Genomic DNA, 12,692 nt, shown 5'->3' on the forward strand with positions numbered 1-12,692 from the left:
GCTCAGTCGGAAGACTGGGCCTTTTGTTTTTGTGTTTTGCGGCCAGACGCGCCGCCATCTCCCCGGTGGCGCTGCGCTTACCGGGGCTACAGACCCCGTAGCCCGGAAAAGGTGCGCAGCACCGCCTCCGGGAAAATACCCGACCCGGCCGCCTGGTTCGTTAACATCAGTAATACCTATCGCACTAATAGCTCTCAGTATAATTGTCCTTATTAATTATATGGATTATCTTTCCTGCGTGATGACATCAACGCATCACTTCTCCTGAGGGAGAAAAATAGAAAGCAAATCGCTTATTTCTCATCCTGTTAACTGGTTATAAATTCAATGAAAAAACCGCTAATTGGGATTCTGACATTAGCTTATGGATTGAGCTTGCCTGCATTCGCTGCTGATACCGCTACATTAACGATCTCCGGGCGTGTGGCGACACCTACCTGCAGCACCAATATCATTAACGAAAAGGCTCAACAGCGTTGTGGGCAAAATACTTACCTCATTAACACGCAAAATATGGCAGTCCCTTCTCATGGGGTGGTTACCCAAACGGTGAATTTACCGAATGATGCGAACAGGAAAATAATTATCAGCAGCTACGATTAATCACCCACTTATATTTCCGCGCCATTATATTGCCCAGCGGCGAAATAATGGCGCGCTGCTATCAGCTATAAAAATCAGCCACTTGTAGACTTGAAAATTTATTCCCACCGCTTAATACTTCTCTCCCCACTTATTTCCACGATCGACAGGTGTTATCCACTCTTTTGGCGTTAATGAGAGACATCATTAACACTTTGTTAACTTGATCTGGTTTAAGTGACGGTAAATTTGATATACAAATAGGGTAGATTGCCTGTATGGATGCTGCCCGAAGTGCCTTGCGATGAATGTTGCAGGTCATCGGCTGGCAATATGAGAATATAAATGAAAATCCTGCTTAACTGGCCGCCGTTGCGCCAGATCGTTACTTACATTCAGGAGCGCTTTACCTTTCTGGTTCTGCTCTGCTGGCCGGCGATTATCTGGCTGTTTTGCCGGGTTGGCGTGTGGCTTACCGATAGCGCCTATCAACTGCTGGGGAAATCGCCTGCCCACTCTTTCACCGTTTATCTTCAGCCATTTATGACGCCCGGCACGTTGCTGCGCATTTCTATCAGCTGGATTGTGCTGTTATTCATTCTTTTCAGTATGGCGATGGCCTTCACCTGGGGTCTGCGCCGCTTTATGAATCGTCAAAAATAAGCCATCGGCGCAGCGCCAGCTCCAGGTTTTATGCCATCTCACCAATTGTCTTGCGAAAACGCATCAGCGCAATGGTAAAGAAAGCGCTGCCGATAGCGAACAAGATTAAAAACTGCGGCCAGACGATGGCAAAGCTGGCGCCACGGTAAAGTATCGCCTGCGCGAGGCTGACGAAATGGGTGGTCGGCATGGTCAACATAATGTCCTGAACCAGCTGCGGCATACTCTCCCGTGGCGTGGATCCGCCGGAGAGCATCTGCAGCGGCAGCAGCACCAGGATCATTAGTAGCCCCAGTTGCGGCATAGAACGGGCGAGCGTGCCCATAAAAATGCCAATGGAGGTGGTGGCGAACAGGCTGAGCGCAACTCCCAGCATAAACAGCGGAATCGACCCCTCAATCGGTACCTGCAAAATTCCCTGCACCATCAGCACTAGCGACAGCCCGGAGACAACCAGTACCACTAGCCCCATCGACCAGATTTTTGCCATCATTATCTCAAACGGCGTTACCGGCATCACCAGCAGGTGCTCAATGGTGCCGTGCTCTCGCTCGCGGATAAGCGCCGAGCCGGTGAGGACAATTGCCAGCATGGTGATGTTGTTAATAATCGCCATCACCGCGCCGAAGCGCTCTTGCTCAAGGTTAGGGTTAAAGCGCATCCTCACCGCCAGCTCTACCGGCAGCGCACTGTTGTCGCGATAGCGGGCGACAAAGCTGTTCACTTCACCGCTGATAATATTCTGGATATAGCCGTTGCCGGTAAAGGCCTGGCTCATTCGCGTGGCGTCGACGTTGACCTGCACTTCCGGCTGGCGACCGGCCAGCACATCGCGCTGGAAGTTTGGCGGAATATTGATGGCGAATGTGTATCGTCCCGCATCCAGCCCGGCATCCATTTCATCGGCGCTGATCAACTCCGGCGTTAAAAACCACGGCCGATAAAAGCCGTTAATGATCCGCGATGAGAGCTGTGATTTATCCATATCGGCAATGGCGATAGGCGCCAGGTGCAGTGAGCCGGGCATTACCGTGGCCGAGGAGTAAACCGATACGGTAAAAGCAAACACGATCAGCGCCAGCATCGCTTTATCGCCGAGCAGGCTGCGCAGCTCTTTGATGCCGAGGTTATAGATATTGCGTAATCCGCGCATCATCCCTCCTGTTTCTTCAACAGCAACACGCTCAGCCCGAGCACCAGCGGCACCGCAATCAATAGTGGAATGAACGAAACCCACAAATCGCTAATATTCAGCGCCTTGGAGAAGGTGCCGCGGGCGATGGTCAGGAAATGGCTGGTCGGGTAGATTTGCCCGATCCAGCGACCTGGCCCTTCCAGAGATGCCACCGGATCGATCATCCCGGAGAATTGGGTGGCCGGAATTAGCGTAATAATCGCGGTACCGAAAATAGCGGCGATTTGGCTCTTCATAAATGTCGAAATCAGCAAACCCAGCCCGGTGGCGATGGTGACATACAGCAGCGCCGCCAGGGAGAGGGTCAGGAAACTCCCCTTATGCGCGACGCCAAATACGAAGACCGATAAAGCGCACAGTAGAAAGAAGTTAAACATCCCCAACACGATGTAAGGCAGCTGTTTGCCGAGCAAGAATTCGCTGCGGGTGGTCGGCGTCACGTACAGGTTGATGATCGAACCGAGCTCTTTTTCACGCACTACGCTGAGCGCGCTGAGCATCGCCGGGATCATCATCAGCAGCAGCGGGATCACCGCCGGGACGATGGCCGGCAGGCTTTTCACGTCCGGGTTATAGCGATAGCGGGTCTCGATGGAAATGAGCGAGGTCTCACGATTCGGGCTACTTTGCCGCCCGGCCATCTCCTGCAGCCAGGCCAGATGCATCGCCTGCACGTATCCGCGCACCGTTTCCGCGCGATTCGGCATTGCGCCGTCCACCCACACGCCAATCTGCACCGGCGTACCGCGAGCGATATCGCGGCCAAAGTTTGGCGGGATTTCTATTGCCACCGCCAGCTCGCCGTTACGCATTCGACGATCCAATTCGTCATAACTCTGCAGTGGCGCCTGCTCGATAAAGTAGCGTGAGCCCGCGATATTCTGCGACCAGTTCTGGCTGCTGATCGTTTGATCGCGGTCGAGGACGGCAAAGCGCAGATCCTCGACATCCATGCTGATCCCATACCCCATGATAAACATCAGGATCACCGTCCCCAGCAGCGCCAGCGTCGATCGCACCGGATCGCGGCGCAATTCCAGCGCTTCGCGGCGGCTATAGCTAAACAGGCGACGCAGGCTGAATGACTGGCGTGGGGACGCATTCTTCTGCTGTGATGCGACAGCAGGCGGCGCGGGCGTTGTAGAGACAGAAACGGTCGGTTGCGCGGCATCCGCCGCTTCCTGCAGCCAGGCGATAAACGCCTCTTCGAGGCTGGCGGAGCCACGTTGCTCAACCAGCGCCTGCGGCGTATCGCTGGCCAGCACCTTGCCGGCGTGCATCAGCGAGATGCGATCGCAGCGTTCCGCCTCATTCATAAAGTGGGTAGAAATGAAGATGGTGACGCGATCCTGCCGCGCCAGGTCGACCATCAGCTGCCAGAACATGTCGCGTGCCACCGGGTCAACGCCGGAGGTGGGTTCATCGAGGATCAGCATCTCCGGGCGATGGATTACCGCTACCGCTAATGACAGACGCTGGCGGATCCCCAGCGGTAAGTCAGCGGGAAGCGCGTCTTCAACCTCGGTCAGCATAAAGCGTTTGCTCATTTCTGCGACCCGGCCAGCTATTTCATGGTCCGGAATGTGAAACAAGCGGGCGTGCAGCTCCAGGTTTTGCCGTACGCTCAGTTCGCTATAGAGCGAGAAGGCCTGCGACATATAACCCACTCGTTGGCGGGTGGCGATATCTTTCGGATCGACCGGTTGGCCAAACAGCCAGGCCTCGCCTTCGCTGGCGGGCAACAGGCCGGTTAGCATCTTCATGGTGGTGGATTTGCCGCAGCCGTTAGAGCCGAGGAAGCCAAAAATTTCGCCACGGGCGATACGAAAGTTAACGTGGTCGACGGCGACAAAGTTGCCGAAGCGCATGGTCAGGCCGCGCGCTTCAATGGCGATCTCTTCCTCACTGCTGTCGCGCGGCGGGATGACCACGTCTTTATGCGCCAGGCGCTGCGCTTCCGGCAGCAGGGCGATAAATGCCTGTTCCAGTGTCTGGCTACCGGTCTGTTTTTTGAGCGCCGCCGCGCTACCGGTCGCCAGAATCTCGCCGGCGTTCATCGCCACCAGCCAGTCGAAGCGCTCAGCCTCTTCCATGTAGGCGGTGGCGACCAGCACGCTCATTTCCGGCTGACGCTGGCGAATGCTGTCGATTAGATCCCAGAACTGCGCGCGGGAGAGCGGGTCGACGCCGGTAGTCGGTTCATCAAGGATGAGTAGCTGCGGGTCGTGGATCAGCGCACAGCACAGCCCAAGTTTTTGTTTCATTCCACCGGAGAGTTTACCGGCGGGGCGATCGCGAAACGGCGCCAGCCCGGTGCTCTGCAGCAGTTCGTTGATACGAAGTTCACGCTCGGCTTTATCGTGACCAAACAGGCGAGCGAAGAAGTCGACGTTTTCATAGACCGATAGCGTATGGTAGAGGTTTTTCCCCAGGCCCTGCGGCATCCAGGCGATTTTCGGGCATACCTGCTGGCGGTGACGAACGTCGCGCATATCGCCGCCGAGCACCATCACGTTACCCTGCGCGATGGCCCGCGCCCCGGCGATAAGCGAGAGCAGGCTTGATTTACCGACCCCGTCCGGGCCAATCAGGCCAACCATACGCCGCGCCGGAATCGCCAGGTTGATATCGCGCAACGCGATGGTAGCGCCAAACTGCTGGCCAACGTTTTCCAGCAGGGCGACGGGGGGCGAAGTATCCTGCGGCGTCAGTTTCATTGCGGCAACCTCACCGTCAGCGCTTCAGGCCAGCTTTTCTGCTTATCCAGTCGTACCCAGGCCATCCCAGGCAGGCCGGTTTTGACATATTCCAGATGCTGCTCCAGTAGTTCTGGCGGAATGCGCGCCTTGACGCGGAACATCAGCTTGAGCCGCTCGTCGCTGGTTTCTACCGTTTTCGGCGTGAATTGCGCGACGCTGGCGACAAAGCTGATATTTGCCGGGATCACCAGCTCTGGCGCGGCATCCAGGATCAAGCGCGCTTCACTGCCGAGCGCCAGGAGACCCGCCTGTTCCGTTGGCAGGAAGAAGGTCATATAGACGTCAGCCAGGTCGACCATGTTCAATACCCGCCCCCCGGCGGCCAGCACTTCGCCTGGCTCAGCAACGCGATACTGGATGCGGCCGTCGCGCGGCGCTTTCAGCTGGCTATCGTCGATATCGGCGAGGATCCGCCGTTCGGTGGCTTCGGCGGCTTCAACGCGGGTTTTGGCCTGAATGATGCTGGTACGGGCGGCTTCAATGGCGGCGCGGGCGGCAGAGACCTGCGCTTTCGCCGATTCCAGCGCCGCGCGGGCGCTTTCAGCGGCCGCGCGATCGTCATCCAGCTGCTGAGCGGAGACGGCGCCACGCTGTGAAAGGGTGCTGGAACGGACGTGGCGTTTAGCGGTGGAGTCTAGCTCCGCCTGGCGTTGCTTCACCACCGCTTCGGTGGCGCGCATTTCGCTCTGCCGCTGGTCGAGTAACGCGTTGGCGGCGGCAACCGCGCTTTGCGCTTCTTTGATTTGCGCGGCGGCTTCGAGGCGCTGCTCGTTAAGTACCCGCGTATCCATCCGCGCCAGCACATCGCCTTTATGGACGAACTGCCCCTCTTTGACCAGAATCGTCTCGATACGCCCGGCAATTTTGGTGGCGATATCGACTTCCGTCGCCTCGATGCGGCCATTACTGGCGGCGAAGCCCGGCGGTAGCCCGGCCGGGCGCAACATCCACCATGCTGCGGCGATGATTACCGCTGCAACTACGATATACCCGGTCCAACGTCGTTTGTTCTTGTCCATACGCGACTCGCTCTGTTCCATATTGCTGAGTGGTGCGCGTTTCGCTATTTCGCCCGGCGGGACGATAAAAAAAGAGGAGATAAGGCCGTCCGGCGCAAAATCCTGTTACGTTGCCAACCGGTGGGGAAGATGTGCTTTTAGAGTGGTCATCATCAGCAATCCTGGCCTTAAATGAAACACGCATATTTATAATCTGGATACTAACATCGGTTGCGCCAAAGTCCATATATAAACTATGGAATTGCGAGCCCCTCACTGTAATGGCTGAGAACTACGCTATCCCTATGATTTTCTTCGTCTGGTTGACCTGCGGCAACTCATGTATGATCGGCAACCCCGAAATAGACTAACGCCCGGCGAGCGCTTTATTCATGAACGATGAAAGCAAAAAATATATCTCTGTTATTTTTAAGGAGTGGCTACCTCTGTATGACAGCCTGACGCCAGCCGTTAAGGAGGTACTTAAAAATATCGCAGAGGAGCAATCGGAAGCGTTAGCGGCCCGGTTTTATGATTTTATTTTTCAGGATCCGGATATTGCCCGCCACCTGACTTATGATTTAGTTCAGGAGCGTCTGAGCCGCTCGCTGGCGCTATGGGTGAAGGAGATCCTGACCAGCGATAAAGCGCAGTTGCCGGCGTTGGCGGAACGGCAATATCAGATTGGCAGCATCCACGCGCGGATCGGCATCCCGGCGGAGGCGGTTCTGCGCGGCGCCCGGCAGATTAAGGCCGGGCTTATCGAGTATATCCGCAGCCACGTTAGCGACCGCCAGATTGCCGTCGATGCCATTTATTACGCTATTATGGCGATTAATATGGCCGTTGAGATGATGTGCCATGCCTATACCTTATCGCACTATCGGGCGACCAAAAACGAAGAGGCGTATCGCCTGTATAGTTTGATGGACAATGTCCCGATGGAATATGGCAAACAGCAGGCGGCGCTTTCCGGTTGGGAAAATACGGCGATTTTTAATATTGTTAGCGAAAATAAAGCACATACTAACGCTACGTTATTATCTGAGTCGGAATTTGGCCTATGGTTCCGCCATAAGTGCGTGCGCTATTTTAACAAAAATAGCCAGATGGACGAAATCGCCGCATTAATTTCGCAGGTCGACGACTTATTAATAGGATGGCGAGCATCCGCCTCTGCCATGGATTATAAAAATACACAAAACCTGATTCAGGGGATCCATATTCATTGCCAGCAAATAGGCAGCCAACTGGGGGTGATTTTTAGCAGCCTGTCGCAGATGCAAAATGGCAAAGATGCGTTAACCAGCCTACTTAACCGCCGCTATTTGCCGGTGGTGCTGAAGCATGAAGTGACGCTGGCGATGGAGCATGAGTTGCCGATGACGGTGGCGATCGTCGACATCGATCATTTCAAAGGCATTAACGATAACTGGGGCCATATGGTCGGCGACCGGGCGATTAAACATGTCGCGGAACTGCTCAGCGATAATATCCGTTCCAGCGACTATATCTTCCGCTACGGCGGGGAAGAGTTTCTGCTGGTGCTGGTGGAGACCGGCTTGTCAGAAGCGTTTACCATCCTCGACCGCCTGCGGAAGAAAATTAGCCAATTGGCGTTTAACGTTGGCGGCGATACGCAGATCCCGATCACCGCCAGCATTGGCTATGCCGTGCACTCCGGCCATCCCGATTACAACCTGCTGTTGCGCGATGCCGATAATGCGCTGTACGCCGCCAAACGCGAGGGGCGCAACTGCGTGAAGATGCATAAAGGCAGGGTGTAAAACGAGCCCCGGTAAACGTAGCGCGACCGGGGCAGGGCTCTGAAGCTCAGAACAGTACCGGCAGCCCCAGCCCGCGCTTCACTTCATGCAGCGTCTGCTGCGTGAGCTGGTGGGCGCGTTCGCTGCCCTGGCGCAACAATTCCAGTAGCATTCCTTTATCCTGACTGTAAGTGGCCCGGCGTTCACGGATCGGCGCCAGTAGCTCCTGCAAACAGGTTTCCAGTTCATTCTTACACTGGCGATCGCCCAGCCCGCCGCGCTGATAGTGGGCTTTCATCTCAGCAACCCGCGCCTTATCGCTAAGGAAAGCGTCGAGATAGGTGAACACCACGTTGCCGTCGACATGCCCCGGATCGCAGACTCTCAGGTGTGTCGGGTCGGTATACATCGCGCTGACCGCGCGGTGAATCTCCTCTTCACTGGCTGATAACGTCAGCGTATTGCCCAGCGATTTCGACATTTTGGCATTACCGTCGACGCCCGGCAGGCGGCTCACTTCGCTGAGTAGCGCTTTGCAGTGGTGGAGCACCGGTTCGCCGGTGAGGCTGTTCATTTTGTGGACGATTTCGTTGGTCTGCTCAATCATCGGTAGCTGATCGTCGCCCACCGGCACCAGCTCGGCCTTGAAGGCGGTGATATCGGCGGCCTGGCTAATCGGATAGGCGAGAAAGCCAACCGGCAGCGAGCGGGCGAATCCCTTCTGGGCAATCTCATTTTTTACCGTCGGATTACGTTCCACGCGAGCGACGGTGACGATATTCATATACAGCGCGCTGAGCTCAGCCAGCGCGGGCAGAGCGGACTGCAGGCAAATAGTGGTGAGCCTGGGGTCGATGCCGACGGCCAGATAATCGGCCATGACTTCGAGGATATGGTGGCTGATTTTTTGCGGGTTGCTGCCGTTATCGGTGAGCCCTTGCAGGTCGGCGATCAGAATAAATTGTTGGTGGTCGTGCTGCAGCGCGACGCGCTGGCGCAGCGAGCCGACGTAGTGGCCAAGATGTAGTTGGCCGGTCGGGCGGTCGCCGGTGAGAATGGTTTGTGGATGGTTCATCAAGGACTCCTTATCAGACTGTTCAGCCGAAAGACGTCCTGAAAATAACAAAGCCGCCTTCCGGCGGCTTTGAAAATGGAAACGTGTATCTTGCCGCCTGTTATGCAGGCAGCCACCAACGACGGGGGTAGGTAACGATAACGTTTCTGTTCATCTTTTTATCCTGCCACGAAATCACGGCGGGGTAAACCCGCCTTGTATTACATGGTCGAGAAGACGTTCATGATCACGCCGCCGGAGATAATCAGCGCCATGGCGATAATGGCCGCCAGGTCCGGCTTCTGTTTATAGAGGATCATGGAGCAGATGGTGACGCCGACGATACCGAAGCCGCACCACAGCGAGTAGGCTACGCCCACCGGAATGGTGCTCATCGCGCGGGTGAGGGCGAAGTAGCACAGGCCGTAGGCGCAGACCACCAGCACTGAAGGCGCCAGTTTGCTGAAGCCGTTGGTTTTTTTGATCATCGAGGTGCCGGTGATTTCGGAGCCGATAGACAGCGCCAGCCATAAAAATCCTAGATTAAACATAGGGTATTCCTTTCCTGTTAGTTGGCGATTTTCTTATCCATAGACGCGATTGGCGCGGCGGGCGCGGCTTCTTCGCTCTCTTCAGAACCCATTTTCGAGAACAGGTTCATGATAACGATGCCGCTGGCGATGACCGCCATGCCGATGATGGCGGCGGTATCCGGGTGCTGGCCGTAGAAGGCCATTCCCAGCGTCGAGACCACCAGGATGCCGGTACCGGACCAGGTGGCGTACGCCAGGCCTACCGGGATATCTTTCACCGCCCTTGAGAGCGAGTAATAGCAGGTGCAGTAGAGGACAATCAGCAGGCCGAGCAGCAGCATTTTTGTGCTGCCTTCGCTGCTACCGAACATTTTTAACGTCGAGGTTGCCGAGGTTTCGGAGAGGATAACCAGCAGCATCCATAACCAGCATTTTGTTTTCGAAGACATCGTTAAGCTCCAGGTTCATAGTTGGGTAAGGTCATATCTTTCTGTTTTTTAAATAATCAATGGCCGCATCGGTCAGCTGCGCGTGCGGGGCCGCCGCCAGCGCCGGATTATTCACCACGTCTGTGACGGTGAGATAACGGCGCGGTTCGCGGCTGGCGGCGGCTGGCGCGGTGGGCGCGTCCAGCGTCGCCAGCAGCTCATTCATGGTGCCGAGGAAGACGCCGCAGGCTTCCAGACGAGCCAGCGTGGCCTGCAGATGCCCGGCATAGGCGCTGTCGGCCTGAGCGCCGCACAGTTGGTTGAGTTCGCTGAGCGGATCGCAGTGATAGCGCAGCGCCAGCACGGGAATACCCTTCAGCAGCGCCTCATGCGCGCAGCGGGCGAGCGGGCTGCTGAGCGTGCCGTTCAGCAGGTCTGCAGCCAGCGGATAATCGAGAAACGGCAGCAGTACCGCCCGCCACGGCGCTGACGGAAGGGCATCCTGCCAGGCCGAAGAGGGAATTATCTCGCCGACCTCCCGCCACGCGGCGGCGTCAGCGAGGCCATCCTCCAGCGCGAGGCGTAGCGGATAGCCGCTTCCCGCCAGGCGTTGGCGGATAGCCGCGCGATAGCCGTCAGCAGCGGTCACCATCACCAGTACCGGCGGGCGCAGGCGCTGCAAAACACGCGCAACTAAACCTTCAATCTGTTCGTCGGTCATGGCGAGCCTCCGTTAGCCGATGAGCGTCACCTGCGCGCCGTTTTTCAACCCGGCGGCATTGGCTTCTTCGGTGTCAATGTGAAACTCCAGCGCGAAGTCATCGCGCACCCGCACCACCACTTCATCGAAAGTCAGCTGGCGCTCGCCGTTGCTGCGCACGCTGACCTTCTGGCCATTGCTAACGTTGAGTCGGCGTGCGTCCTGCGGCGACATATGAATATGCCGCCAGGCGCAGATCACCTGTGAATGGAGTTCAACGTGGCCAGCGGGCCCAATCAGCAGCGCGCTACCGGCATTCTCCAGCTGGCCGGACTCACGAACTGGCGCCTTAATCCCCAGCGTGAAGCAGTCGGCGCGCGACACTTCCAGTTGCGAAACCGGGCGGGTCGGCCCGAGGACACGGACGTTGGTCAGCGAGCCCTTCGGCCCGACAACGGTCACGCACTCCTGGGCGGCGAACTGCCCCGGCTGGCGCAGCGGTTTAAATGGCGTCAGGCTGTAGCCTTTGCCGAACAACGCCTCGACGTCCTGTTGCGCGAGATGGACGTGGCGGTTGGAGATCCCCACCGGGATCGCCGGCGCCGTTGCGCTCAGGCGGGCGGCGATTTTTTCGCGAACCAGGGTGTCGATCATGACTTCTTCCCTTTCTTCAGCGCCGGATGCTTCTCTTCCGCTTCGTTCGGGGCGGCAGGGGGGGCGATAGGTTCCGGGGCGGCGATAACCACAGGCTCGGCCGCTTTTTTCGCAGGCGGCGGGTTGCCTTTGAGGTTGCTTAACGCTTCAACCACGCAGCGCTCCGGGCGGGCGATCACCAGCGACTTCACGGTGTGCTCGGCGCCAGCCACTGCCACGCCGCGTTCGATAGCGGTGTGGATGGCGCTGATTTCCCCTTCAAAGCAGACGCTCACCAGCCCGGAGCCTGGTTTGCGATAGCCAATGCAGGTCACTCCCGCGGCTTTACAGGCGGCGTCGACGGCCTGAATGGCGGCGACCCATCCTCGCGTTTCAATTACGCCTAAACTTTTCATGGTCGGCTCCTGTTAATGGCGGACTAAGCGAATATCAAAATCAAATTGCTGGAAGAAGGTTTCCAGCCGGTCCAGTTCGTCCGGTGAATAAGACGGGTCCTGGGTAATCGGGTAGGGCATATCCAGGCGTTCGTACTTTTTGCGTCCCAACTGGTGGTACGGCAGCATGTCTATGCGGCGGATATTTCCACGCTTCGCCAGCTTCTGTACGTAATCAATGGCGCCGGTAATGGCGTCGAATGAGTCGTTGTAGCCGCGAATGAGCGGCATACGCACAATGACGTTGGCGCCGGAATCCACCAGCCATTCGAGATTGCGGCGGATTCCTTCGTTGCCGATGCCAAGCATCGCCTTGTGGTGTTCGCTGTTAATCTGCTTTATGTCGAATAAGAAGGTGTCGGTGACCGGCGCCAGCTTCTGGTAGTTGGCAAGCGGGGTGGTGCCCTGGGTTTCGACGGCGGTGTTAATCATCATCTTTTTGCATTCGCTGAATAAGGCGACGGCAAAATCGGTCTGCAGGCTCATCTCGCCGCCGCCGATGGTGACACCGCCGCCGGAGGAGATATAAAAGTCGTAGTCCTGCATGATGATCTCCATCAGCTCGCTAACGGTGACGTCCTTGCCCATAATGTCCAGCGCGTTCTGGGTGCAAATCTCTTCGCATTTGCGACAGCCAATGCAGTCTTTATTGCGGTCGACGAAGTGCTTCATTTCGCCGTTTTCTTCCGCCCGATAATGAATACCCGCCGGACAGACGCTGACGCAGTCGCCGCAGTTAATGCATTTGTCGTGCGAAAACATCACCTGGAACTGACTGCTCAGCCCTTCCGGGTTGGCGCACCACGGGCAGCGAATGTTGCAGCCCTTAAAAAACACCAGCGTGCGAATGCCATCGCCGTCATAGATCGAATATTTCTGGATATTGAAAATTCGGCCCGTTAATTCTTGTTTTGCGATCACGCTTG

General features: G+C 56.8%; 13 protein-coding genes. 3 read left to right on the plus strand and 10 right to left on the minus strand.

Translation table 11 applies throughout. The features are described 5' to 3' along the window. Nucleotides 1-327: 327 nt before the first annotated feature. Nucleotides 328-603, plus strand: coding sequence for a DUF2574 family protein (locus tag PGQ95_RS18090; protein WP_020079736.1), 276 nt, complete (start codon nt 328-330; stop codon nt 601-603). A gap of 324 nt (nt 604-927) precedes the next feature. Beyond that, complete coding sequence (locus PGQ95_RS18095) at nt 928-1,245, plus strand: hypothetical protein (protein WP_020079735.1); 318 nt, start codon at nt 928-930, stop codon at nt 1,243-1,245. Nucleotides 1,246-1,273: 28 nt separating this feature from the next. Here PGQ95_RS18095 and PGQ95_RS18100 read toward each other — a convergent pair whose 3' ends face one another. The 3 genes from PGQ95_RS18100 to PGQ95_RS18110 are packed head-to-tail and all read right to left on the minus strand — an operon-like array spanning nt 1,274 to nt 6,218. Beyond that, nucleotides 1,274-2,398, minus strand: a complete 1,125-nt coding sequence (locus PGQ95_RS18100) for an ABC transporter permease (RefSeq protein ID WP_430919029.1) — start codon at nt 2,396-2,398, stop codon at nt 1,274-1,276. Continuing rightward, nucleotides 2,398-5,157, minus strand: coding sequence for a ribosome-associated ATPase/putative transporter RbbA (rbbA, locus tag PGQ95_RS18105; protein ID WP_430918939.1), 2,760 nt, complete (start codon nt 5,155-5,157; stop codon nt 2,398-2,400). Before rbbA ends, PGQ95_RS18100 begins: the two co-directional genes overlap by 1 nt. After that, nucleotides 5,154-6,218 (minus strand): HlyD family secretion protein, encoded by a 1,065-nt coding sequence (locus tag PGQ95_RS18110; RefSeq protein ID WP_113374576.1) that lies wholly within the window; start codon nt 6,216-6,218, stop codon nt 5,154-5,156. The genes rbbA and PGQ95_RS18110 overlap by 4 nt, the downstream gene beginning before the upstream one ends. Before the next feature lie 371 nt (nt 6,219-6,589). Here PGQ95_RS18110 and PGQ95_RS18115 point away from each other — a divergent pair, with 371 nt between their 5' ends. Next, on the plus strand, nt 6,590-7,984 hold the full coding sequence (locus tag PGQ95_RS18115) for a diguanylate cyclase (RefSeq protein ID WP_430918941.1): 1,395 nt from the start codon (nt 6,590-6,592) through the stop codon (nt 7,982-7,984). A gap of 46 nt (nt 7,985-8,030) precedes the next feature. On the opposite strand, the gene trpS is transcribed toward PGQ95_RS18115, so the two are convergent. From trpS to cutD, 7 genes are all read right to left on the minus strand, one after another. Beyond that, nucleotides 8,031-9,038: a tryptophan--tRNA ligase gene (gene trpS / locus PGQ95_RS18120; RefSeq protein ID WP_430918943.1), complete on the minus strand. Its 1,008-nt coding sequence runs from the start codon at nt 9,036-9,038 to the stop codon at nt 8,031-8,033. 200 nt (nt 9,039-9,238) lie between these two features. Continuing rightward, nucleotides 9,239-9,568 (minus strand): DMT family transporter, encoded by a 330-nt coding sequence (locus tag PGQ95_RS18125; RefSeq protein WP_004204123.1) that lies wholly within the window; start codon nt 9,566-9,568, stop codon nt 9,239-9,241. Between the two features lie 17 nt (nt 9,569-9,585). After that, entirely contained in the window at nt 9,586-9,999 is a 414-nt protein-coding gene (locus PGQ95_RS18130; protein ID WP_087859652.1) for a DMT family transporter, read from the minus strand. 31 nt (nt 10,000-10,030) lie between these two features. After that, nucleotides 10,031-10,699, minus strand: coding sequence for a hypothetical protein (locus PGQ95_RS18135; RefSeq protein ID WP_430918945.1), 669 nt, complete (start codon nt 10,697-10,699; stop codon nt 10,031-10,033). A 12-nt stretch (nt 10,700-10,711) separates the two neighbouring features. Then, nucleotides 10,712-11,332 carry a phosphate propanoyltransferase gene (locus tag PGQ95_RS18140; protein ID WP_015368476.1) on the minus strand — a complete coding sequence of 207 codons (621 nt, stop codon included), beginning with the start codon at nt 11,330-11,332 and terminating at the stop codon, nt 10,712-10,714. Beyond that, nucleotides 11,329-11,727, minus strand: a complete 399-nt coding sequence (locus PGQ95_RS18145) for a BMC domain-containing protein (RefSeq protein ID WP_430918947.1) — start codon at nt 11,725-11,727, stop codon at nt 11,329-11,331. The genes PGQ95_RS18140 and PGQ95_RS18145 overlap by 4 nt, the downstream gene beginning before the upstream one ends. Before the next feature lie 12 nt (nt 11,728-11,739). Further along, nucleotides 11,740-12,687: a choline TMA-lyase-activating enzyme gene (cutD, locus tag PGQ95_RS18150; RefSeq protein WP_045395444.1), complete on the minus strand. Its 948-nt coding sequence runs from the start codon at nt 12,685-12,687 to the stop codon at nt 11,740-11,742. Nucleotides 12,688-12,692: the final 5 nt, after the last annotated feature.

It is taken from the genome of Klebsiella sp. 141240 (assembly GCF_050600805.1).
Classification (GTDB): domain Bacteria; phylum Pseudomonadota; class Gammaproteobacteria; order Enterobacterales; family Enterobacteriaceae; genus Klebsiella; species Klebsiella aerogenes.

Excerpts from the sequence above, each read along its gene's own strand:
- PGQ95_RS18090 (WP_020079736.1), top strand. The coding sequence starts at position 328 with ATGAAAAAACCGCTAATTGGGATTCTGACATTAGCTTATGGATTGAGC.
- PGQ95_RS18095 (WP_020079735.1), top strand. The coding sequence starts at position 928 with ATGAAAATCCTGCTTAACTGGCCGCCGTTGCGCCAGATCGTTACTTAC.
- PGQ95_RS18100 (WP_430919029.1), bottom strand. The coding sequence starts at position 2,398 with ATGCGCGGATTACGCAATATCTATAACCTCGGCATCAAAGAGCTGCGC.
- rbbA (WP_430918939.1), bottom strand. The coding sequence starts at position 5,157 with ATGAAACTGACGCCGCAGGATACTTCGCCCCCCGTCGCCCTGCTGGAA.
- PGQ95_RS18110 (WP_113374576.1), bottom strand. The coding sequence starts at position 6,218 with ATGGACAAGAACAAACGACGTTGGACCGGGTATATCGTAGTTGCAGCG.
- PGQ95_RS18115 (WP_430918941.1), top strand. The coding sequence starts at position 6,590 with ATGAACGATGAAAGCAAAAAATATATCTCTGTTATTTTTAAGGAGTGG.
- trpS (WP_430918943.1), bottom strand. The coding sequence starts at position 9,038 with ATGAACCATCCACAAACCATTCTCACCGGCGACCGCCCGACCGGCCAA.
- PGQ95_RS18125 (WP_004204123.1), bottom strand. The coding sequence starts at position 9,568 with ATGTTTAATCTAGGATTTTTATGGCTGGCGCTGTCTATCGGCTCCGAA.
- PGQ95_RS18130 (WP_087859652.1), bottom strand. The coding sequence starts at position 9,999 with ATGTCTTCGAAAACAAAATGCTGGTTATGGATGCTGCTGGTTATCCTC.
- PGQ95_RS18135 (WP_430918945.1), bottom strand. The coding sequence starts at position 10,699 with ATGACCGACGAACAGATTGAAGGTTTAGTTGCGCGTGTTTTGCAGCGC.
- PGQ95_RS18140 (WP_015368476.1), bottom strand. The coding sequence starts at position 11,332 with ATGATCGACACCCTGGTTCGCGAAAAAATCGCCGCCCGCCTGAGCGCA.
- PGQ95_RS18145 (WP_430918947.1), bottom strand. The coding sequence starts at position 11,727 with ATGAAAAGTTTAGGCGTAATTGAAACGCGAGGATGGGTCGCCGCCATT.